This window comes from Paenibacillus sp. y28 (assembly GCF_037137075.1).
In the GTDB taxonomy this organism is placed as follows: Bacteria; Bacillota; Bacilli; order Paenibacillales; family NBRC-103111; genus JBBBNV01.
Window position 1 is genome coordinate 39792 of sequence record NZ_JBBBNV010000023.1, and the last position, 22498, is coordinate 62289.

General features: G+C 54.7%; 16 protein-coding genes. 5 read left to right on the forward strand and 11 right to left on the reverse strand.

Annotation, left to right across the window (positions count from 1 at the left end):
* Positions 1-217 precede the first annotated feature (217 nt).
* The 4 genes from WBG83_RS17010 to WBG83_RS17025 all read left to right on the forward strand — a co-directional run bounded on the left by WBG83_RS17010 (position 218) and on the right by WBG83_RS17025 (position 5480).
* Positions 218-1384, forward strand: a complete 1167-nt coding sequence (locus WBG83_RS17010; protein ID WP_336746438.1) for a stalk domain-containing protein — start codon at positions 218-220, stop codon at positions 1382-1384.
* A 169-nt stretch (positions 1385-1553) separates the two neighbouring features.
* The gene (locus WBG83_RS17015) at positions 1554-2267 is read left to right on the forward strand and encodes a response regulator transcription factor (protein ID WP_336746439.1); all 714 of its coding nucleotides are present in this window, start codon (positions 1554-1556) and stop codon (positions 2265-2267) included.
* Positions 2264-4003, forward strand: coding sequence for a sensor histidine kinase (locus WBG83_RS17020; RefSeq protein ID WP_336746440.1), 1740 nt, complete (start codon positions 2264-2266; stop codon positions 4001-4003). Before WBG83_RS17015 ends, WBG83_RS17020 begins: the two co-directional genes overlap by 4 nt.
* Positions 4004-4244: 241 nt before the next feature.
* On the forward strand, positions 4245-5480 hold the full coding sequence (locus WBG83_RS17025) for an aminopeptidase (protein WP_336746442.1): 1236 nt from the start codon (positions 4245-4247) through the stop codon (positions 5478-5480).
* Positions 5481-5719: 239 nt separating this feature from the next.
* Here WBG83_RS17025 and WBG83_RS17030 read toward each other — a convergent pair whose 3' ends face one another.
* The 6 genes from WBG83_RS17030 to rocD form a co-directional block, all read right to left on the reverse strand.
* Positions 5720-5980, reverse strand: coding sequence for a YqkE family protein (locus WBG83_RS17030; RefSeq protein WP_336746443.1), 261 nt, complete (start codon positions 5978-5980; stop codon positions 5720-5722).
* A gap of 320 nt (positions 5981-6300) precedes the next feature.
* Positions 6301-7230 carry a cation diffusion facilitator family transporter gene (locus tag WBG83_RS17035; RefSeq protein WP_336746444.1) on the reverse strand — a complete coding sequence of 310 codons (930 nt, stop codon included), beginning with the start codon at positions 7228-7230 and terminating at the stop codon, positions 6301-6303.
* Between the two features lie 175 nt (positions 7231-7405).
* Positions 7406-8314 carry an arginase gene (rocF, locus tag WBG83_RS17040; RefSeq protein ID WP_336746445.1) on the reverse strand — a complete coding sequence of 303 codons (909 nt, stop codon included), beginning with the start codon at positions 8312-8314 and terminating at the stop codon, positions 7406-7408.
* Positions 8315-8332: 18 nt separating this feature from the next.
* Positions 8333-9259, reverse strand: coding sequence for a proline dehydrogenase family protein (locus WBG83_RS17045; RefSeq protein WP_336746447.1), 927 nt, complete (start codon positions 9257-9259; stop codon positions 8333-8335).
* A 234-nt stretch (positions 9260-9493) separates the two neighbouring features.
* Positions 9494-11044, reverse strand: a complete 1551-nt coding sequence (pruA, locus tag WBG83_RS17050; protein WP_336746448.1) for an L-glutamate gamma-semialdehyde dehydrogenase — start codon at positions 11042-11044, stop codon at positions 9494-9496.
* 35 nt (positions 11045-11079) lie between these two features.
* The gene (gene rocD / locus WBG83_RS17055; protein WP_336746449.1) at positions 11080-12294 is read right to left on the reverse strand and encodes an ornithine--oxo-acid transaminase; all 1215 of its coding nucleotides are present in this window, start codon (positions 12292-12294) and stop codon (positions 11080-11082) included.
* A gap of 330 nt (positions 12295-12624) precedes the next feature.
* Between rocD and WBG83_RS17060 the strand changes: the two genes are divergently transcribed.
* Positions 12625-13305: a hypothetical protein gene (locus WBG83_RS17060; protein WP_336746451.1), complete on the forward strand. Its 681-nt coding sequence runs from the start codon at positions 12625-12627 to the stop codon at positions 13303-13305.
* Between the two features lie 174 nt (positions 13306-13479).
* Here the strand turns inward: WBG83_RS17060 and WBG83_RS17065 are convergent, their stop codons facing one another.
* From WBG83_RS17065 to WBG83_RS17085, 5 genes are all read right to left on the reverse strand, one after another.
* Complete coding sequence (locus tag WBG83_RS17065) at positions 13480-14382, reverse strand: alpha/beta hydrolase family protein (protein WP_336746452.1); 903 nt, start codon at positions 14380-14382, stop codon at positions 13480-13482.
* Between the two features lie 173 nt (positions 14383-14555).
* Positions 14556-17159, reverse strand: coding sequence for an Ig-like domain-containing protein (locus WBG83_RS17070; protein WP_336746453.1), 2604 nt, complete (start codon positions 17157-17159; stop codon positions 14556-14558).
* A gap of 151 nt (positions 17160-17310) precedes the next feature.
* Positions 17311-18453 (reverse strand): DUF2264 domain-containing protein, encoded by a 1143-nt coding sequence (locus tag WBG83_RS17075; protein WP_336746454.1) that lies wholly within the window; start codon positions 18451-18453, stop codon positions 17311-17313.
* 399 nt (positions 18454-18852) lie between these two features.
* Positions 18853-19554 carry a peptidylprolyl isomerase gene (locus tag WBG83_RS17080; RefSeq protein WP_336746455.1) on the reverse strand — a complete coding sequence of 234 codons (702 nt, stop codon included), beginning with the start codon at positions 19552-19554 and terminating at the stop codon, positions 18853-18855.
* A 167-nt stretch (positions 19555-19721) separates the two neighbouring features.
* Positions 19722-22433 carry a DNA internalization-related competence protein ComEC/Rec2 gene (locus tag WBG83_RS17085; protein ID WP_336746457.1) on the reverse strand — a complete coding sequence of 904 codons (2712 nt, stop codon included), beginning with the start codon at positions 22431-22433 and terminating at the stop codon, positions 19722-19724.
* Between the last annotated feature and the right edge of the window lie 65 nt (positions 22434-22498).

The window sequence follows — 22498 nt, forward strand, 5'->3', positions numbered from 1 at the left end:
TATTTTTATATGCTGTATTCCTGCCGTCCCCCATCCTTCGTCAGGCTCCGGCAGCATTCGATATTTTACCGCCGATTGCCCCTCACATGCTAGCCGCCTCGGACACTTCCGCTTACGTTACACGACTTCCCTTTCCTTGACGAAGCACGGAAGCGGGGGTAACATGGAGGTACAGGCGAGAAATAGTTGGAATATTTCAAAAAAGGAGCGTGATCCGATGCACATCCAACCATGGATGGTTCGTCTTGTGCTGATCTGCTTTTTATTGTTCTTCCATCCCGCCCTGCACGCAGAAGAAGCGGCTCCCGCTTCCGAGCCCGTCACTTTTGCCGACGCTGCTTTGGAGCAAGCCGTTCGGGGGCAGCTGCAGCTGGCTGACGGCCCGGTAACCATCCGGCATATGAACAGCCTGCTTTCCTTGAGCCTGGATACCCGTATCAGCGACCTTGGCGGTCTGGAGCATGCGGCGAACCTGCGCAGCTTGTCTGTCGATGCCGCCCCCGTTCAGGACTTTACCCCTATCGCCAGCCTGTCTAATTTGGAAACGCTCTCAATCCAGCATACCTCCTTAGCCGACCTCAGCTTCGCCTCGGGTCTGGGCAAGCTTCAAGTCCTGCTTGTGCCGGATAATGAGCTTCGTGATCTCAGCCCGCTGGCCGGACTGCCGGATCTGCTGACGTGTGATCTTACAGGCAACCGCATTCAGAGCCTGGAGCCGTTAAGCCATACGCCTCGACTAACCTTTCTGCTGGCCAGTCATAATGAGATTGAGGATTTGCGCCCTCTCGCTCCGCTGCCCTTCCTGAGCCAGGTGGAGCTAGGCTTCAACCGGATTCAAGATCCTTCTCCCCTGCGCCGCCTGTCCCAATTGACGATACTGGATGTCCAAAACAACGAAATTGAAGATATGTCCGTCCTCCAGGGCTTCCCCTCGCTGTATGAGGCCAAGGTGCGAAATAATCCCGTGAATGCCGATTCGCTGCAGCTGATTGGGCGCATGAAGCAAGAAGGGGAGGTGAAGCTGGATACGGATGCCATTACAGTGTATGTTAACGGAGAGGTACAGCCATATCCGTTTGAGCCGTTGCTGCAGGACGATGTTACGCTGGTGCCGATGCGGGCTATTTTTGAGAAGCTGGGGGCTTCCGTCGCCTGGGATGATACAACCCGGACTGTCACCGCCCGCAAACAGACGAAGCAAATCGTCATTCAGGCCGGCTCCGAAACAGCGGCAGTCAACGGCACCCCGTTGCAAATGGGCACGGCGCCAATCATTGCCCATGATACACTGATGGTGCCGCTCCGTTTTGTCAGTGAAGCGCTCGGCGCTGAGGTGGAATGGATTGCCCCGTCGCAACAGATTCGAATACGACTGGATTATTAACATATCCAAGTGCTGACACAGGCGGAAAGCGCCTGTGTTTTTTTGCCGCTCCCGGCCCGGCATCGTCGCCCAAGGGAAGCTTCAAACGCGGCTCCTTTTTTAACAAATGCTGCCGCAGTTTAGCTCGAATTAAGGATCATTTGATACAATAGGCCGTGGAGGGGATTCCATGCTGAACGCTACAATATTGCTCGTTGATGATGAAAAAGCGATTGTTCAACTGCTGGAAATGGTGCTCCGCAAAGAAGGCTTCCGGCGTATATATGCAGCCCATACCGCGCGGGAGGCGCTGCAAAAGCTGGAGGAGCACGGGGCCGATGTCATTTTGCTGGATGTGATGCTGCCGGACCAGACGGGCTTCGAGCTGTGTCCCAAAATCCGGGAAATTTCGGCTGCGCATATCATTTATTTGACGGCGCGGACGTCCGATTTGGATATATTGACCGGCTTTGCCATCGGCGGGGATGATTACGTCACCAAGCCGTTTAACCCGCTTGAAATTTCGGCCAGAATCAAAGCCCGTCTGCGGCGGGGCGTCCAATTCCCGGCTGCACGGGGCGAAGAGCCGCGAGCCCGCTATGACTACGGCCGGTTTTCGCTTGACGAATACGGGGGCGAGCTTCTCGTTGAGGGCCAGCCGGTGCCTTGTCCGGCGCTGGCTTATCAGCTGCTGCTGTTTTTGTGCCGGAACCCGAATGTCGTATTTTCCAAAGCGCAGCTGTACGAAGCGGTATGGGGAATCGAGGGTATGGGCGATGACAATACGGTGATGGTGCATATCCGCAAAATCCGGGAGCGCATCGAGGCCGATCCGAGCATGCCCCAATATTTGCTTACCGTACGGGGTCTCGGCTACAAGCTGGTCAAGGAAAAAACGTTATGATTCGGATCCGCAGAAGACTCATTTTTCATTTTACATACCAGTTTTTTTTCCAGTGGGTATTCGTTCTGATGGTTCTGCTTACAGGGCTGTTTCTTCTTATTCAGCTGATAAACAAGGAAGAGATTCAGAAAAACTTCACGGCCGGAGCCCTGGAATCGATGGTGCTGGAGGCCGATGCACGTCAGGGGAGCATTGCGCTTCCCTCTCACTGGACGGAGCAATTGACGGAACGGGGCTACTGGCTGCAGGTAGTGAACAGCGAAGGACGTGTGGTGTATTCGCTCAATGTGCCCGAAGGCCTAAAAACAGTCTATGGCGCGCCTGAACTGCTCCAGATCGGAGAAACCGGGCGGCTGGACACATGCCGGGTCACGGTAAAGCTGGAAAGCATCCGGGATCAGGAGTACCTGTTTATGCTCGGCATTGAGGACACCGGCCCGGAACGGCTGCAAAGCTGGTTTCATGCCTTCGGAGCTAACGGCATCGTTCGTCCGGATGCGGCCAAAGACCTGGAGCGGCTGCTGGAGCAGTCCAATGAATATGTGCAGATTGTTGATGCCGAAGGGCAAATTGTCCAGTCTATCGGGGAAGCGGACCGGCGCGATCCTTATCAGCCGCTGGAGCTGCTCAAAATGCGCTCGGAGCCGGATATCTATGCCTCAAGCGCAGCGGTTTACTATGATGAAGCATCCGGGCATATCTGGCTGCTGCACACCATTAAGGACGGGCAAAGCTTCAATCAGCAGCCGATCCTTCACGGCGTTATTGTGTCCCTGACTGCCACTGCAGGCTTTGCCCTGCTGCTGACGCTGGGCTTCTCATTCTGGCACGGCTACCGCTACGGTCAGCCTCTGCTGCTGTTCGCCGCCTGGTTTGAACGTATGGGGAAAGGACAGTATCGGGAGGCGTTGACGGACAAGGACCGCAAAAAGGTTTACCGCAAAAACGGCGCCATCCGGCTGCGTTACCGGCTGTACAAGGAGGTTATTGCAGGCTTCTATCACATGGCCGAGCGACTGGACGCCTCAGAACAGGAGCGCGTCAGGCTGGAGAAAACCCGGGAGGAGTGGATGACCGGAATTTCGCATGACCTTCGGACCCCGCTATCGACCATTCACGGGTACGGGCATCTGCTGGAGAGCAGCGATTTCGAATGGACGGATGCCGAGCTGAAGGAAATGGGGAGGACGATACGGGAAAAAGGGGATTATATGCTGGAGCTGCTGCAGGATTTCTCCTTAACCTTTCAATTAAAAAACAAGGATGTCCCGTTTGAACTGACACCCACAGAATTGAACGAATTGGTACGGCGTACCGTGCTTCGGTATGTAAACGATGCCACCCTGCAGCACGTCACTTTTTCATTCGCAGGAGAAAAAGCAAGCATCATGGTCCATGTCAATACCAAGTGGCTTCAACGGCTGCTCGATAACTTAATCACTAACGCCATCAAGCACAACCCGCCAGGGACACAAATTACGGTGACCACCAAGAAAACAGCCCAGCACGCGTTTATTCTGGTGGAGGATAACGGAGTAGGCATGGATGAGCATACAAGGCGGAACTTGTTTGAACGTTATTACCGGGGGACCAATACCGAGCAAGGCACAGACGGTGCCGGACTGGGCATGAGTATCGCCAAATCGATTGCTGTGGCGCATCAGGGGGACATTGAGGTCACCTCCCGGGAGGGCGCCGGCACCACCATCACCTTACGACTGCCCAGGTCCGCCTGAAGCGGGCAGCAGGCATCATTCGCTCCCAACCAGCCCTTAAAAACGCAGTCGATTTAAGGCTGACAATCCAAAGCACCGGAGCCCGCCGTTGTTTGGGCGGAGGATATATCGGTTCACGAAAGCCCGCCTTGTGCTGCTGGAATATACTGGGTTTCCAAGTCTAGCAGCGTATTTTTGCTTTCCGCCCGATATGCTATACAATATAAGGAAACCCATTTTGCTAAGAAGCGGAGGAAACGGAATGTCTACTTTCCAGCAATCCTTAAACAGCTATGCCGATCTGATCGTCCAGGTCGGGGTCAAGGTTCAGCCCGGACAGCGGCTGGTCGTCAACGCGACGATTGACGCGGCCGAGCTGGTGCGCTCCATTGTACAGAAGGCTTATGAAGCAGGCGCGTACCTGGTCAAGGTGAATTGGACCGATGATACAGTCTCGCGGCTCCGTTATGATTTGGCTCCGGACGAATCGTTTCTGGAAGAGCCCAAGTGGTACGCCGCCGAGATGCTTGAATGGGCCGAAGGCGGGACTCTTGCGGTCGTGAGCATCGTGTCATCCGATCCCGATCTGCTCAAGGGCGTGCCTCAGCAGCGGATTATGAATTATCAGAAAACATACGGCCAAGCGATGGCCAAATACCGGCAGTATATGCAGTCGGACAAATTCAGCTGGTGTGTCGTCGCAGCGCCATCCAAAGCATGGGCGGCCAAGGTGTTCCCGGGCTTGCCGGAAGAAGAGCAGCTCAGCAAGCTGTGGGAAGCCATTCTAAAAACGGTTCGTATCGATCAGGAGAACCCGGTTTCCGCGTGGGAAACCCATATTCAATCGCTGAATCAAAGATCCGACTATTTGAACGCAAAAAAATACAAAAAGCTGCACTATGCTGCTCCGGGTACAGACTTGACGATCGAGCTTCCGGAAGGCCATATTTGGGTCGCCGCTGACAGCATCAATGAACAAGGCACTGCGTTCGTAGCCAATATGCCGACCGAAGAAGTTTTCACCGCTCCGCTGGCTACCGGCGTGAACGGCACGGTGTCGAGCACGAAGCCGCTCAGCTATGGCGGCACACTTATCGACGGCTTCTCCTTTACCTTCGAGAACGGCCGGATTGTCAGTGTCTCGGCCCGTCAAGGAGAAGAAGCGCTGAAGAGCCTGGTCGCTATGGATGAAGGGTCCCACTATCTGGGTGAAGTGGCTTTGGTTCCGCACCGTTCCCCGATTTCGGAGTCCGGCATCCTGTATTACAATACGCTGTTTGATGAAAATGCCTCCAACCACCTGGCAATCGGCAGCGCCTATGCGTTTTGTCTGGAGGGCGGCAAGGGGCTCTCTCAGGACGAGTTGAAGGCCAAAGGGCTTAATACCAGCATCACCCATGTCGATTTTATGATCGGCTCGGCTGAAATGGACATCTACGGAATAACTGCCGATGGCAAGGAGGAGCCTGTGTTCCAGAAGGGCAACTGGGCATTTTAAGAAACCGCCGGCTTGATGTAGATGCGGCCTTGCTTCCGCCTGCTGTTTGGAAGCAGGCTTTGTGCACCGCAGCAGCCCGGGCTGCTGCCCTATTGCCCCGCAAAATAATAAAAACGTCCAATTCCTGTACTTCCCAGGAGATTGGACGTTTTTATTTTGGAACTAAAGCAGTTCCCTGCAAAGGAAGCCGCCTGATAAAAAAAGCTTATGGCCCTCATGCCGCAGCCGGACACACCGGCTTACTTGAACTTCTTCCAGTCCATCTTGCTGTTGTTGAGCAAATGCTCAAAGTTGTTATCCAGCCGCTTCTGCTCCGCCTTGCGGGCAGCCTCTTCCTTGGCCCGCTTCTCTTCCTTCACCCGCTGTTCTTCCGCTTTCCATTCATCCGCCTGGGCTTTCAGCTTGCCCAGCACATCTGCATGGAGAAGATCCTTCAATGTTGCAGGCTTATCCGCCGGATCAGCTTTAGTCGCCGGAGCCGGTCTATTTTTTTTGGCCATGTTGTCCACCTCGGTTGATTGCTGTTCTTGTTCGTGTAGGATCGGCACCTTGACACACTGCTTGCCCGGGCTTCGGGCTTCACAAGCTTCCGTATTTCGGATAGCTGACTGTGCTCATTGCCAGACCGCAGGCCCGCTTATCCGGCTATTCTTTGTCGCCGATGCATGTTTCGTTTAGCGGGAGACGTCTTCTCTCTTTTTATAGTATAGCAGGATTAGCAGGGCCGCCACAATGCCCGGGCAGCCTTGCGCATCAAGCCGCGTATCAGGAAGCAAATCCATGGGCCAGAACAATCCTGTTCAGGCTCATTGTCCCGGCATTACGGATGCTTCAGGAGGAACTGCCGCCCATAATCTCCGTGCGGATGGATTAGGGCATGCTCGGTTTGAATTGTGGAATGGGTAATGCCGTATTTGGAAGCCAGAAGCTCATTGATGGCAAGAATCACGCAGAAGGGCTGAATTTCCGCCTGTATAAATACATGAGCGGTCAGGGAATAATGCTCGGTTGAAATCGCCCACAGATGCATCTCATGCACATCCTCCACGCCCTCGATCTCCAGCAAATCCGCGCGCAGTTCATCCAGATTGTATTTATCCGGCACGGATTCCATCAAAATCAAATACGATTCGCGAATAATTCGGCAGCCGCCGAGGAAAATAATGCCGCCAATCACGATACTAATCAGCGGATCAAAGAACAGCCAGCCGGTAAAATAAATGATAACCGCCGACACGATGACTCCGATGGAGCTGAGCAGATCCCCTATATAATGCCACAGCGCGCTCTGGACATTCAAATTGTCCTCCTGCTTCATGCTGCGGCTTAATACAATTGTCGTCACAATGTTGACCACCAGGCCGATGACGGCAATCGTCAGCATAAGGCCGAAATCGATAGCCTGCGGATGGATAAACCGGGAAATCCCTTCGACAAAAATACCCGCCGCAATAATCGCCAGCGCCAGGCCGTTCAAGAACGAGGCAATAATTTCAAACCGCAAATAACCGAAGGTATACCGGGCATTCGGCTCCCGCCGCGACAAATAAATAGCCGTCATGCTCAAGCCAAGCGCGATTACGTCAGAAATCATATGCGCCGAGTCCGACAACAAGGCCAAGGAATTACTCCGAATGCCCCCGACAATCTCAACGACGGTAAAAAATAGCGTCAGCCCAAGGGTTATCCATAGCGCCCGCTGGGAGGTCGTCTGCGCCTTACGGTGATTCAAGTGATGGAAATCGTACATCGTCAATCCGCTCCTTTGCCAATCTGATAATGAAAAACATTATTATTGCCCTTAAAATACAACAAGCTGCTTCGGCCTCCGGCCGAAACAGCTTGAATCAAATGAACGTTACATGTAGATTTGATTATCTTCAGTATACACCCAAATGCCCGCGGTGTCTTGGCCAATGTGCAAATTAAATCGTGCGTTCTCCAAACAGTACGGCAATAAGCCGTGCTGCAGCTTGTACGGTCCTATCGGCCTGATCCGCCAGCGGGTTCATCTCCACAAATTCAGCGCTTATCAGCACATTCGCCTCGGAAAGAAGCTCCATGGCCAGCAGGCCCTCCCGAAGTGTCAACCCGCCGGGAACGGGAGTGCTCACGCCCGGGGCGCTGATCGGGTCCAGTACATCCAAGTCAAAGCTGAGATGAACACCGTCCGTACCGGCAGATACGATTTGCAGCGCCTGTCCCAGCACGTCCGTTATCCCGAGCCGGTCAATATCGCGCATGGAGAATACTGTGATGCCCTGCTGCTTCACAAAATGCTTTTCTCCGGGGTCCAGTGAGCGGGTCCCAATCAGAGCGACGTTCCCGGGATGAATGTCTGACCTTGGATGACCGATGGAGGTCAGTCTTGAATCCCCATATCCAAGTGCAGCCGCCAGCGCCATTCCATGAATATTGCCCGAAGGGGAGGTGTCGGCTGTATTCACATCGCCATGCGCATCGAACCAAAGCAGACCCAGTCTCTCCTTGCCGCGTGTAAGCCCGGCCAGAGTGCCGATGGCAGTGCTGTGATCCCCGCCAAGCACCAGCGGGAACCGGCCCGCTTCCCGGATTCGGGATACCTGCTCGCACAGCTTGCCGCTGACGCGGGCGATTTCCTCCACGTGCTTGAGCAGGGTGTTTACAGCCCCCTGACGCCCCCGCTGAACGATTACGTTCCCCTCATCCGTTACGTGGTAACCGAGTCCGCCAAGACACTGCATAAGCCCCGCACTGCGCACTGCATCCGGTCCCAGCTCTGCTCCGCGGCGATCTGCTCCCAAATCCATTGGAACTCCCACTACTGTCACATTCGGGTTACGGTTTGGATTCATTCGCCGCCTCTCCCTTCATTAGCGCCACAAATTTTTGACGACGAACCACAGGTTAGCCGGACGCTCCGCAATTCTTCGGGAGAAGTACGGATACCACTGCTCTCCGAAAGGCGTATACACCCGGACCCGGTAGCCCGCGTCCGCCAGCTGCCGCTGGAGCCCTCCCGCAATGCCGTACAGCATTTGAAATTCAAACCGGTCCGACGGGATATGCTGCTCCTGCGTGTACCGGATGACGCGGTCAATCAGCTTGCTGTCATGCGTTGCTACGGCGACATACCGCCCCCGGTCCAGACTCATGTTTACAAGCCGCAGATAGCTGGCATCAACCGCCTCTTTGCTGGCATAGGCGATTTGCTTCGGCTCGCGGTATGCCCCCTTCACAATGCGGAGATTGGCTCCGAGTGCCGTAAGCTCCTCCGCATCCTGTTCCGAGCGGTACAAATATGACTGCAGCACTGTCCCGACATGCATCGGCCCGTATAACTCCAGGAGATGCTTGAACAAGGACAGCGTGCGATCCGTCAGCATAGAATCCTCCATGTCAATCCGGACGAAATTGCCCTCGTCCTTTGCCCGTCCTACAATGGTCTCCAGCTGTTCTCTGCACAGCTGCTCATCCACGAGCAGGCCAAGCTGGGAAAGCTTTAGCGAAATATTGCATTTCAGCCGCCTGCGATTCATCTCATCCAGCATTTCAAGAATGACCTGCCCCACCGCAGCGGCCTGCTCCCGATCCTCCACGCTTTCGCCCAGGAAATCCAGCGTCACGAGCAACCCGTCCCGGTTCATGCGGCGTACCCTGCCAATCGCTTCCTCCAGCGTGCGGCCGGCAACAAATCGCTGTACCCCCCAATTCATGCCGTGCTTCTCAAACCAGCGCCGGACCCGGGGCCGCTGTGCTGTTGACAGCACCGCCTTGCGGAACAAAAGATCCACACCCATCCATGTTTCCCTCCCTTCGTTATCGCAGCAGCATATATCAGAGGACGATCAGGACAGCAGTAAAGTGCAAATGAAAATCATGAACCGGCACGGGGACATGCAGTCGGCTGCCGATTATGTGCGCTCCGCCCGTACGCTGCGAATACGCGGGCGATGCAGCTTAGAACTGGGCACCGTGTGCAGAGCCCGCTGCTCGTGGTGCCCTGCACGTCGCAAGCCTGCCCGCCGCCCGGCTTACAGCCGCTCGGAAATCAGCTTCGGCTGGGTGAACAGGAACAAATAATCCGGCCCTCCTGCCTTCGAATCGGTACCCGACATATTGAAGCCGCCAAACGGATGAACGCCGACAATAGCCCCGGTGCATTTGCGGTTAATGTACAGGTTTCCCGCCTGAAACTCGGCCTTGGCCTGCTCGATGTGCTGCCGGTTATTCGTATATACGGAGCCCGTCAAGCCATATTCCGAATGATTGGCAATACGCAGCGCATCCTCAAATGACGATACTGCGGTGAAGGCGACGACCGGTCCGAAAATTTCCTCCTGCATGAGCCGGGCATCCGGGTCTACGCCGGCAAATATAGTCGGCTCGATGAAATAGCCTGTTCCATCATCACAGCCGCCGCCTGCGACAAGCTGCCCTTCCTGCTGTCCGACCCGGATGTAATTGGCAATTTTTAAATAAGCCTGCCGGTCAATAACCGGGCCGACATCAGTGGCGGCCTCCGCAGCATCGCCCATCTTAAGCTGTACCGTCAATTCCCTGACCCGCTCCAGCACTTCATCATACAGCCGATGATGAACGATGACCCGGGAGCAGGCCGAGCATTTTTGACCTGAATAGCCGAAGGCTGACGTAACAATCCCGGCCGCCGCTGCCGCCGGATCGGCATCCTCTCCTACGACAATGGCGTCCTTGCCGCCCATTTCCCCGACAAACCGTTTCAGCCACAGCTGTCCCGGCTGGACCTTGGCCGAAATTTCATGGAGATGAATGCCGACCTCTTTGGAGCCGGTAAACGAAATGAACCGGGTCAGCTTATGTGAAACGAGCACATCGCCGATTTCACTGCCGCCGCCGGGCACATACTGCACAATACCATCCGGCACCCCCGCCTCCCGAAGCAGCTCCATAAACTGATAAGCAATAACCGGCGTCAAACTGGACGGCTTCAGAACGACCGTATTTCCCGCGACAATCGCCGCCGTCGTCATGCCGGCCACGATGGCTAACGGGAAGTTCCACGGCGGAATAATAATGCCGACACCAAGCGGCAAATAAATCAGATCGTTGCGCTCGCCGGGCGTCTGTGTCAGCTGTTCCGCCCCCCGCTGTACAAGCTGGAGCATTTGGCGGGCGTAATATTCCATAAAATCAATTGCCTCCGCCGTATCGGCATCGGCCTCGGCGCGCGTTTTCCCGGCCTCCAGCATCATCCAGGCGGAGAAAACGTGCTTCTTCCGGCGTAAAATCGCCGCCGCCTTAAACAAATAGTCTGCCCGGATTTCCGGCTTGACCCGGGACCATGTCAAAAAGCGGGCATGGGCGGCCTCTACAGCCTCGTCGGCAAGGCGCGCATCCGCCTTGGACACGTTCCCGATCACCTCTTCATTTCTGGACGGATTGACCGAAGTGATATGGCGGGAGGTAAAGCGCTCCTGGCCGGCTGCGATTATAGGGTAATTCCGGCCCAGCAAAGCCTTGACCTGATTCAGTGCTGCAGCAAGCTGCTGGGCTTCCTTCGGTTCTGCAAAATTGGTCAGCGGTTCCGGTGTATATCGGATCATCCTCTGGCCCTCCCATCGCATCGGTATTTGTAAATTTATGCTTCAGCTTCCCCGGTAAGCACGTTAAGCAGGCGGCCCAGCGCCTCATCCGCCTCCTGCCGGGTAATAATCAGCGGCGGGGCAATACGAATGACGGTGTCGTGGGTTTCCTTGCAGAGCACGCCGTTTTTCATCAGCCGTTCGCAGTACGGACGGGCAGGGACATTCAATTCAATTCCGATGAACAGCCCTCTTCCCCGGACCGATTTCACCCAGGGAAGCTCCGGCCTCTCCAGGGATTTCAGCTTTTCCAGCATATATCGCCCCATCGTATTCGAATTGCCCGCCAGGTTCTCTTCCACCAAGCATTGCAGGGCTGCTGCAGCCACACTGCAGGCGAGCGGGTTGCCGCCGAAGGTAGAGCCGTGCGAGCCCGGGCCGAATACACCCATAATCTCCTCATCTGCCGCTACAGCCGATACCGGGATTACCCCTCCGCCCAACGATTTGCCAATCAAGTACACATCCGGAACAACCTTCTCCCAGTCACACGCGAACATGGCTCCGGTCCGGCCAAGCCCTGTCTGAATCTCGTCGGCCATAAACAGCACCCCTTGCTGCCGGCAAATGCCGGCGGCTTCCTGAAGATAGCCGTCCGGCGGAATACGGATACCCGCCTCCCCTTGAACAGGCTCCACGAGGAACGCTGCCGTGTTCGGGGTAATCACGCTGCGAAGCGCTTCGGCATCTCCGAAGGGGACAGTCACGAACCCGGGGGTAAACGGGCCGAAGCCTTCCTTGTACTCCGCATGCGATGAGCAGGAGGTTCCTGTAATCGTCCGCCCGTGAAAGTTGTCTGCGCAGACAATAATTTCAGCCTGCGGGTACGGTACCCCCTTCACCCGGTAAGCCCACCGGCGTGCCGCTTTAATGGCAGTCTCAACGGCCTCCGCACCGGTGTTCATCGGCAGGAATCGGGCTTTCCCGGTAATTTGGTGCAGCCACTCATACAGGCCGCCCAGATGCTCATGATGAAAAGCCCGCGAGGTGAGCGTCACTTTGCCGGCTTGCTCCAGCAAAGCCTGGATAATTTTCGGGTGACGGTGCCCGTGATTCAGCGCCGAATACGCGCTTAGCAGATCGATGTACCTTTTTCCCTCCAAATCCTCCACCCAGACGCCTTCAGCCCGGGAAATAACAATCGGCAGAGGAAAATAATTGTTTGCACCGTATCTGGCCGTTTGCCGGATGACATCAGGGGATGTGCGCATACCAGCCCTCCTCCCTCCGCAAGGATGATGCATGTCGTTGACTGTCCTTTAAGCCCATTATAGCAGTATTCTTCGATATATAAATTGAATATTCAGAATTTTATTTTATGTGCCGGATACTTCATCTTAGCGTGCTCCGACAGTTCCTATTTGCACCGCTCAACATGTAACGACCTTCGATTGGAATGAACTTCTAGTTCTTTTTGATCTGAATTGGGACTAAAAATGAAAAAATGAAACGAATGGTTTACATGAATTGAAGTCATGGGGCCAGGTTACTTGGCTCATAATTGGTTATGAAATCACTTTATTACGAAAGGAATGCTTCTGATGAAAAAAATGCCAATTCGAATGTTATCCGCTGCTGCCTTGGCCGCCATGCTGACAGTGCCCGGCTTTGCCCATTCTGCAGAAGAAAGCGCTGCTGCCACTACGGCTATCCCTGCATCGGGTTTCGTTAAAAAAGAAACCGACGGCGCATTCACCGCCTTGCAAATCGGCAAAAAAGTGCACGTATATAACGAGAACGGACAAATCTTCCATACCCAGGAGCTTAATCAAATCGGCCCGCTTGTCGATTTGTTCCTGCTGCCCGACGGCTCAAAGCAGCTTCCGTTCATTCTGGTCAATAACGAAGAGAACGGCCTGATCGCATTCACCGACCTGTGGCCTCATCTCACCAGCGGCCTCAATACCTCTGCCAGCAATACGATTGATGCTTATGATAGCGGTCGGGTCTTTTATACCCCGCAAGACAAAATCATCAGCAAAACCGGTCTGCATTATGCCGAACAAAAAAACGGGCAAAAGGTTGTCGTCTACTCCGCCAACGACTACGGTGACCTGGAGAAAGGCTACCGGGAAGCCTTCCGTACAGACGGGCAGTTAAGAGGCCTTATCCTGTACGATTACAAGCATCCTTACGTGGTGGTGGAGAAGGAAGGCCGCATACGGGTCCTTCAGGCCGATTCAACGGGCGCAGCGGAACAAGTGGCAACCATCAATCTGTAGGCAGTTCAGGGACTACGAGGCGCTACCGGTGGCCATTGCCCTTACAAACAAATAGAACCTCCCGGCTCCAACCATGGAGGGGCCGGGAGGTTCTATTTGTGCCGATAACTGCGGTGCAAGCGGATAAGGCAGCCGTTTGCCCTGATCCAGCTCAGCTTTGATGCAGCCGTTTACTTACGGCAGTTCCATTCCAGAAACATGCTTCTGTACGAATTGCTCGGTCAGCCGGACCGCTTCCTCCAATTGCGCTGTCGTTCCGGCAAACGGATGGACAGCACCGAAGGTGTGGCTGCCGCCTTCAATCGTTATATACGTATGCTGCGGAGCCGCTTCGCGGAGCCGGGCGTTCCCCTTCACCAGACGTTCCGAATCCTGATCGCCCTGCAGAAGCAGCACCGGAACCGAAAGGCCGGCGAGAACAGCCGGGATGTCATACCGCTCCTTATTTACATCCAAATCCTCAAAAAATTCAGCGCGAATCGGCATTTGCTGCTTTGTCCGCGCATTCGGCACATAGCCTACACCAGCGGAAAGCACCTCCTGCCGAAAGGCCTCGTCAAACAAATTGCAATCGGCAATACTGTTCCAGGTGACCACCGCCCGGATGGACGGGTTGGCCGCAGCATGTATAATGCTGTTAGCCCCTCCCCTGCTGTGGCCTAGCAGCGCAATCCGTTCAGTGTCGAACAAGCCGCCAAGCGGCAGCGTCCGCTCCGTCACATGCTTCATCAGCTCTTGCAGGTCGGCTTGCTCCCGGGAATACGTATTCACCGCAAATTTCTCCAGCTCATCGAAATCCGTCTTATGTACTCCATTGCAGGAAAAGTTAAATACCACAACCGCGTAACCCTGCTGCGCAAACCGTGTTGCCACGTAAGGGTTAAATCCCCAATCTTTAAATCCTTTAAATCCATGTACAATAACGAGCACCGGCTTCTGTCTTTGTTCCGGCACAAGCCGAACCTCTCCACGCACATATAAATCAGGTCCCAGCCTCAGCTCAAACGCTTCCTCCGCAATGCGTAGCTGCTGCTGCAATCCGGTTTCCGACGCCTGCTGCTCCTGTGCTCCGCCCAAGGCTTGCACTTCCTTTCCACGAATCATTAAACCAATAGTAACATAGTGCGAGATAGTATAAAAAGCACAAAGCTTATCCCATGCTGTTCAGCGGCAGGAACAAACGCCCCGGTTCCCATAACAACAACAAAGCTGGCCCCGGTTTAATCCGAAGCCAGCGTATGTTTGCAGGATTATTCAGTTACCGTCACATACACGTACGTCTTCTTCTTCGCATAGGTGACTGTTATCGTTGCTTTGCCTTTGCCGATTGCCCGAATCGTTCCGTCCTTCACATCGGCCACCTTCAGGCTGGACGTTGTCCACAAGCCGTCTACCGTCACATCAGCCTCCGATTGATCCTCGAACGTGGCAAGAGCTGTCACTTGTGTCGTAGAGCCCGCCTTCATTTGAACAAGAATCAAATCCGTTTTCAAATATTTCAACGTATCCACCGCAATCGGAACCGTCACCGTCTTGCCGCCGAATGTGGCGGAAATGTTGGTGCTGCCTGCCGAAACTGCTGTGACCAGGCCGTTTGAGACATCGGCAACCTTGTACGCGTTGGATTTCCAGACAGCATCCGTTGTAACGTCCCGCTTCGTCCCATCGGACAAGGTTGCGCTCAGCGTAAGCTGTACTGTATCGCCTGTTTTGGCGCTAATGTACTTTTTGCTCACTTCCAGTGTCTGCACTACGCCGATTTCAACCGAAATCGTGACAGATTTGCCGCCATACTTGGCTGTAATGGTGGCTTTCCCCCGGGCGACCGGTGTCAGTACGCCTTCGCTGGATACCAGCACCATGCTTTCATTGCTGGAGATCCACTCCGCTTCCTTGGTTACATCAATCGCATTATCATTGGCATCCGTCGCTGTCAGCGTAATCGACTTCGTGTCGCCCAAATCAAACGAGACCAGGGCGGTGCTGGCTTTGAGCTTATTCGCCATGTCCACCTTGACAGCCAGCGTCACCGTTTTACCGCCGAAAGCCGCTGTAATCGTGGCTTCGCCCGATTCCAGAGCGGTAATTACACCAGCGTCAACGGTAACCGCTGTGGCATTGGAGCTTGTCCACTCGGCATCTGCGACAACATCCTTGCTGGTGCCGTCCATGTAGACAGCGGTCAGGCTGATCGTTTTCGTATCGCCCTTGCTTAGGGCTAATGTCAAATCGCTTGTGGTCGTCAGACTTTTGAGCAGACCCACAGAAACCTTAATCGTCGTTGTTCTGGTTCCATATTTAGCGGTAACAGTTGCGGTGCCTGTATCAACCCCGGAGATAAGTCCGTTGCGGACATCCACAACCGCCGAATCGCTGCTGGTCCATTCGGCTTTGCTGCTTACATCGACTTCAGATCCGTCCGTATACAGCGCCTTCAGAACAGCCTGCTCGTAGCCGCCGACCTGCAGGTTTACCGTTTTTTTGTTTACCGAAAGCGTGCTTGGCACATCAACAGATATCTTGATTGTGACCGTTTTATCGCCGTATTTAGCCGTAACAAGTGCTTCACCGGCTTTGTACGCCGTGACCTTCCCTTTGTTCACAAAGGCAATATCCGTATTATTGACGCTCCACTCGGCGTCTGCCGTTACATCCGCTTCCGAATTATCCGCATAAGTGGCGGTCAATGTAATTTGGGAGGACTGCGCTGTTTGCATATACAGCACGTCGCTGCTTGCATCCAATCGTCTAGGCACATCCACATCGACTTTAACCGTTACGGTCTTATCGCCGTACTGTGCTGTAACCGTCGCTTCCCCGATTGCGTTGGCAATCAGCTTTCCTTTTACAACACTGACAATATCGTTATTGCTGGAGGTCCATGTCGCGCGGGCTGTGATGTCTTCCGGATCTCCGCTGGCATAGCTTGCATTCAGCACCAGCTGCTCGGTATTTCCTTTTTTAATCAGCAGGCTCTGCTTGTTCAGCTCCAGCTTAATGGCGTTATCTACCTCAACGGCAATTGCAGCCGTTTTGGTGCCGTAAGTACCGTAAATCGTCGTCTTCCCGGCGCTGTAGCCTGTGATTTTCCCGTTCAGCACATCGGCAATGCTGGGGTCCTCGGACTCCCATTCCGCCTTAGCCGTTACATCCTGCTTCGTACCGTCCGGATAGGTTGCTTCCAGGGTAACATCCACCGGGTCATTAAGCAGCAGCGAAATTTCCGTTTGGCTGGCATCCACCCGTTTGGCAATTTCCACGTTGACAGGAACCGTAACCGTTTGATTGTTGTAGGTCGCCGTGACATTGGCGGAGCCGGAGGCAAGACCGGTCACTTTTCCGTCAAATACGGTTGCAACAGAACCGTTGTCAATGTTCCACGTCGATTTGGCGGTTACATCCTCTGAAGTGCCATCATCGTAATAAGCGGTTACAGTAATTTGCTCCGAGTCATCCTTACGCAAATCAAGCGACTGCTTATCCTTAATCAAAGAGCGGACCTTCTTGCTGACGGTAACATTGACAATCACGGTTTGTCCCATGTAAGTCGCCGTTACCACCGCCGTGCCCTTGCCCTTGGCCGTAATGACCCCGGCATAAGCTGTTGCTACTGTTGTGTCGCTAGAGCTCCAGTCCGCCTTGATCGTAGCGGTCTCCGTCGTTCCGCTCTCGTAAATTGCGGTAGCCGTCAACGATGCGGTAGAGCCGACCTCCAGCGCAACCTCGTTCTTGCTTAACACCAGCTTGGAAATGGTTTCTGTCGTCGCCGCCGATGCGCTCATTCCGCCGAATAAACTTGCAACCAGCGTCATGATGAGCAGTATTGGCAGCAGCCTTGCTTTCTTCAACCGCATTGTTTCATCTCCTCCAGCATTACATTTCTTGTTGAATGGCATCCGGGAATTGGAATTTGTCGAATGCAGACAGACTCCGGCCAATGGACACACGCTATTAAGTCATTTATCGACAAATGCGATTTAAAGATTTAGCTTTTTCATAAACTTATTAATCGTAAAGCGCATGGTCAATATGAACATGGCGGCCGGACCAGATTTGACGAGATGTCCACTCGGCTTTCCCCTGCCAAAACGGATGATCCTCCGGCAGTCCAAGCGGCAGCAGGCTGGCCGAGCACAAGTATAAGCTCCCGGTGCTGATATACCCTTCTCCCAGGCTAGGCTGATGCCCGCTGAGCCCGATTTGCAGCCAGCCCTGCGCATGAAACGTGCCGGCCGGTTCAAGCGTGCGGCGCATGACTGCCGTCAGCGCGCAGCGTACCTGGGCAGGCTGCAGCGAATCGTCCAGCTCGTTGCGCAGCGCCATTTGCGCAAGGAGCTGAAACGCGCCCGTCCGGTACGTCAATGAACGGCCGATAGCCGGAAACGTGCCGTCCGGTGCGATAAGCCGCTCTTGAATCACTGCATGGCGCCGCGCTCTCCGCAGCACCTTCTCCTTGGTTGCCTGCCATTCCGGCAAGGCCTGGCCCACGGTTTCCAGCACGTCCACCAGCATCGGGAGAATTACATAGCTATTATAATAATCCCAGTGAAATGCCGGGCCGTCCCCATAAAAGCCGTCGCCCACATACCACTGCTCATGCTGCTTCAGCGCATAATCGATCCGCATCGGGTCCCAATCCTCGCCGGCCTTGTACAGCAAGGCCTCCGTCATTGCCGCAAACAGCAGCCAATTATTGAAGAATGGCTTGCGCGATCGCGTCAGCTTCAGCGCCCGGACCACATTTTGCCGTACCCGGTTATCCAGCTTGTCCCACAGCTCTGTCGGCGCCCGCAAAATCGCATGCGCCAAAAACGCCGTATCTACCACCGGCTGATAGTCCTCTTCAAAATTCATGTAGTCCGGCGATTCCGGGTCTGTTCCCGCGTCGATTGCAGCCCGGGCGAGAACAGCGTATTTGGCCCGCAGCAGCCCTTCGTCCCCTCTGCGGCTGCCCGTCTCAAGCCATGGAGCAATACCGGTAAGGAGCCTTCCAAGCGCTTCCAAGTGTGAGAAAGCAGCCCTTTGCGGCTGTCCCTCCACAGGCATCCGGACCCTTAGCTGTCTGGCCCCGAGCGCCTCAAGCACCGGGCCTGCCAATTTGTTCAGCGTATCCAGCCAATATTCACGTTCTGATGAGAAATTCGCCATCCTTTACCCCCGGTTTTAGAGTCTATGTAAAGTGCACAAAAAATGCCAATCTACATCATCGTAGACTGATACGCCAGCCTGAGTCAATCAAAAAAAGCTGAAATCTCGCTGAAAGCTGTCGAAACAGAGCATCAGCCGACAAGCCCCCGTGTCATCCGCTTTTTACCCTCTTGCTACACCATCGCAGAGCAGCGAACAACGGTCTGTTCTCCGGCCTGTTTTGTAATCCGATAAACGTGCTTAAAGCTGCCTGTAGGACACCGGATGATGGCATAAATAGAAAGGCACAAGCCCGGTACAGTACCTGACTCATGCCCTCCATGCGGCTTAACTATACACGGTCTGACTGTTTGGAATCACTCTAATTTCGGGCCGCTTTTGTCGGATGCGCGCTTTCGTTTATTCCTGCTCCTGGACGGTGACCGATTGAATGCTGATCTCCTCCTGCGGAGCGCTCATTTCGTGAGTGAGCGGGTTAGTGCCAACCGGTGTGGCCGCAATCGCCTGAACCACATCCATACCCTCTGTAATTTTGCCGAAAATCGTATAGTTCGGATAATGGTTCAAGAACAGGCTGTCCTCGCCCGTACAAATAAAAAACTGGCTTCCGTTCGTATTCGGCCCTGCGTTCGCCATCGCTACAATCCCGGGCTCATAGGTATGCGGACCGCCCAGTTCATCGTTGAACAGGTAACCGGGTCCGCCGCTGCCCGTCCCTGTCGGATCGCCGGTTTGAATCATAAACGACTCGATAATCCGATGAAAAATAACCTGATCGTAATATCCCTCACGGGCCAAAAAAATAAAGTTGTTGACCGTGTTCGGGGCGGAGTCTGCATAAAGCTCCATCGTAAAGCTTCCTTTATTCGTTGTTACGGTGGCCGTATAGGATTTGGTAATGTCAATGGTCAGCTCCGGTGCGGCCGTATACGTTTTCCGCTCCTGCTGGCTTTCGTGACTTGACTCTGCTGCAGTTGAGCCTGCAGGGCTCTCCGCAGCAGTCCCCGACTGCGCCGCCGAGCCGGCTGAAATAGACGCCTGATCGCTTGTCCCTTGAAATAATAAACTCACGGCCAATAAGAAGGATAAAATCGTTCCCAATGCTGCTGCTCCTCTCGTTACATGTTATCCGTCCATTTTTCAAAAACTAGTCAATACAATACAATAAAATACATGCCTCAAAGAAAAATACGACAATTCCCGCCAAATTCCTGCTTTCCGCCCAAATAAAAGACATTGTCTTCCTTTTCGGTGAAAAAATCAGCCGCCTAGTCCGAATCCTCCCGCTTGCTGCGTATCCGCATCCCGTCCTCCGTTATAATAAACTGCGTCTCTCCCCCGCTATCAGTGCGTAAAATCGATGCGCCATGCTCCTCCAAGCGGCTGACTACCCCGTCATTGGGATGCCCGTAGGCGTTGAACTGCCCCACCGAAATAACCGCGTACTGCGGCCGCCAATAACCGGCCCAAGCCTCGCTGGTGGAGGACTTGCTTCCGTGGTGGGCCACCTTTAATACATCTATTCCGCCTTGTTCTTGTTGTTTTTCTTCATCTTCACCCGCTGCGGCTGCTGCAGTAATGGCCAAGGGCTGCGCCTGATCCGGCGCCGGGACCTGCCTTATCGCGTTCCGCCCATTCCCGGCGGCTTCCGTCTTCTCCGAAAGGGCAGCCTGCTCCAGCCGATCCAAAATCCGCTGCTCTTCCTCCACTCCGATATCCCCCGTAAACAGAAACGTCTTGTGCAGCATCTTCATCAGAAAAACTAACGAATGCTCATTTTGCTCATTTTCCACCGTGATTCGGCCTGGTTCTTCCGCCCGCGCGGGAGCCAAAAATGTCAGCTCTGTCTTGGCATCAACAGCCAGCCTGTCCCCCTCGGAGGCGGCCAGCAGCGGAATCCCCTTGTCCAGAGCCACCGCAAACAGCTGCTCCGAGGCGCTTCCCGATTTGAGCGTACCGTTGAAAATCAGGTGCTTGACCGGAATTTGGTCCAGCACGGCAAGCAAGCCGCCGGCATGATCCTGATCCAGATGAGTCACCAGCAGGTAATCGATTTGGTGGACCCCGCGTTGTTTTAACAAGGGGACCAGCAGCTTGCGCCCGACCTCATACGGATCGCTTCGTGTTTTCCATTCATCCCCGGGCTTCGAAAATGAAAGCGTCCCCCCGCCGTCAACCAGCACATGCCGATTATGCGGCGTTCGGATCAAAATCGCATCCCCCTGTCCGACGTCCAGCACCTGTACAGTGCCTGTGCGGTCCAAGCGCAGCGGACTGTACCCATGCCAAAGCAGCAGCGCAAACGCGAGGCCGGCCGCGAGAAAAGGCAAGCGGAGCCCACGCTCCCGCCAAAGCTCAAAGGTCCAGTACAACGCAGCCAAAAGTACAAAATAGGCCGCCAGCCACCAGATTTCCGGACTTGGCCATACCAGCTCCAGCGAATTTACGTTTGCCGCCATGCCTACCAGCCAAAATGTCGCTTCATTCAGTCTGGAGGTGAGCCAGGCTATTCCTCGGGCCAGCCAGGGAAACAGGTAGGACAGGAGTAAAGCCGCCGATCCGAGCGGGAGCGTAACAAAGCTGATTAGCGGCACGAGCAGCAGATTCGCAAACCAGGACAGCAATGAGAATTGGTTAAAATAATAGACGGACAGCGGAAAAGAAACCGCCTGCGCCACGGTTGTCACTGCCAAAGCGCTGCGAACGGATTCCCGCTGCACAGGCAGCCAGCCCATCACCGGCGGCACACCGGCGATAAGCCCGATCGTAACGAGAAACGACAGCTGAAACCCGACATCGAACAAATAATACGGCTCCCACAGCAGCATGAGGATTCCTGTCAGGCACACCAGATTCAGCCCGTCCTTCAGCAAATTGCGGCGCGCCGCATACAGGGCCAGCATCCCCATAATTCCGGCCCTGAGCACGGACGGCGCCCCGCCGGACAGCAAAACATAGAACGGGATCAGACAGATGCAGAGCGTCAAATTGCGTTCCCGGGTCAACCCGGCCAAGCGGAATATCCACATGCAGCCGCCTACGAATACAGCCACATGCAGCCCTGAAATAGCCAATATATGGGTCAGACCAAGCTGTGAGAACTGCTGAAACTGCTGCGGGTCCAAATCGTCCTGAAGCCCGATAATCAGCCCCTTCATAAACCCGCCCTCCTGTTTTCCAAATAGCTCGTCCAGCCGGTTGCCGAGTCCGATACGGACAGCATCATTCAAACGAAGCAGGCGCAGCCAGGGGGCTTCGCGCCACAAAGCGGGAGGCTGAAGCTCAAAGGCATCGAGTCCTTTGGCCGCTGCCAGCCAGTGAATATGGTTGCGCTTTAAATATTGCCGGTAATCGAAAGCGCCATAATTTGTAGCCGTCCCCGGCTCGCGCAGCTCGGCGCTCCATGTTATCCGATCGCCTCTCTGCCACTGCCGGGCGAGCTGCTGCTCCTCCGGTGTCATTAGTCGCACGCTAACCTGAATAAGCTCCCGCACCGGCAGCGCCTCTTCCCAAGCTCCCGCCTCATCGCCGTCTGTTTGCTCCATGGACGGGGATGCCGGCTCCAGCTTCGGCACAAATACCGTTTCAACGCGGGCGGTAAAGCTCAGGCGGTCGCCGTCAACCTCAGCCCTGGAAACAATTTCACCTTGAAAGCCAAGCATGCCCTCCGCCTGAATGGCCGGTATACTGCGGGCAAGCAGAGACAAATCCGATACATTCCGGGCTTCGTTCCAGCCGTACATGCCCATCGCAGTGCCGAACAGCAGCAGCATATACAGCCATGAGGCTCGTCGGAATTCCAAGGCAGCTATAAGCACCATCGTCAAACAGCAGCCCAAGGCCAGCTCCCAGGACATCCACGGCTGCGGAAAACGCCAGGCCGCTGCACTGCCGCCAACCCATAACACCGCTGCCGCCACCACCGGCCTACGAACAGACGGCACCAACGACCGGCGTTCCCCGGTTTGAATTTTTTCCATGCTTCTTCCTCTTTTCTTGTTTCGAACGACAAAAAGAACCTCTTCCCGCAGCATCCCGCGAAAAA

Excerpts from the sequence above, each read along its gene's own strand:
- WBG83_RS17025 (WP_336746442.1), top strand. The coding sequence starts at position 4,245 with ATGTCTACTTTCCAGCAATCCTTAAACAGCTATGCCGATCTGATCGTC.
- WBG83_RS17075 (WP_336746454.1), bottom strand. The coding sequence starts at position 18,453 with ATGGCGAATTTCTCATCAGAACGTGAATATTGGCTGGATACGCTGAAC.
- pruA (WP_336746448.1), bottom strand. The coding sequence starts at position 11,044 with ATGATCCGATATACACCGGAACCGCTGACCAATTTTGCAGAACCGAAG.
- WBG83_RS17015 (WP_336746439.1), top strand. The coding sequence starts at position 1,554 with ATGCTGAACGCTACAATATTGCTCGTTGATGATGAAAAAGCGATTGTT.
- WBG83_RS17070 (WP_336746453.1), bottom strand. The coding sequence starts at position 17,159 with ATGCGGTTGAAGAAAGCAAGGCTGCTGCCAATACTGCTCATCATGACG.
- WBG83_RS17035 (WP_336746444.1), bottom strand. The coding sequence starts at position 7,230 with ATGTACGATTTCCATCACTTGAATCACCGTAAGGCGCAGACGACCTCC.
- WBG83_RS17020 (WP_336746440.1), top strand. The coding sequence starts at position 2,264 with ATGATTCGGATCCGCAGAAGACTCATTTTTCATTTTACATACCAGTTT.
- WBG83_RS17010 (WP_336746438.1), top strand. The coding sequence starts at position 218 with ATGCACATCCAACCATGGATGGTTCGTCTTGTGCTGATCTGCTTTTTA.
- WBG83_RS17060 (WP_336746451.1), top strand. The coding sequence starts at position 12,625 with ATGAAAAAAATGCCAATTCGAATGTTATCCGCTGCTGCCTTGGCCGCC.
- WBG83_RS17085 (WP_336746457.1), bottom strand. The coding sequence starts at position 22,433 with ATGGAAAAAATTCAAACCGGGGAACGCCGGTCGTTGGTGCCGTCTGTT.
- WBG83_RS17030 (WP_336746443.1), bottom strand. The coding sequence starts at position 5,980 with ATGGCCAAAAAAAATAGACCGGCTCCGGCGACTAAAGCTGATCCGGCG.
- WBG83_RS17045 (WP_336746447.1), bottom strand. The coding sequence starts at position 9,259 with ATGGGTGTGGATCTTTTGTTCCGCAAGGCGGTGCTGTCAACAGCACAG.
- rocD (WP_336746449.1), bottom strand. The coding sequence starts at position 12,294 with ATGCGCACATCCCCTGATGTCATCCGGCAAACGGCCAGATACGGTGCA.
- rocF (WP_336746445.1), bottom strand. The coding sequence starts at position 8,314 with ATGAATCCAAACCGTAACCCGAATGTGACAGTAGTGGGAGTTCCAATG.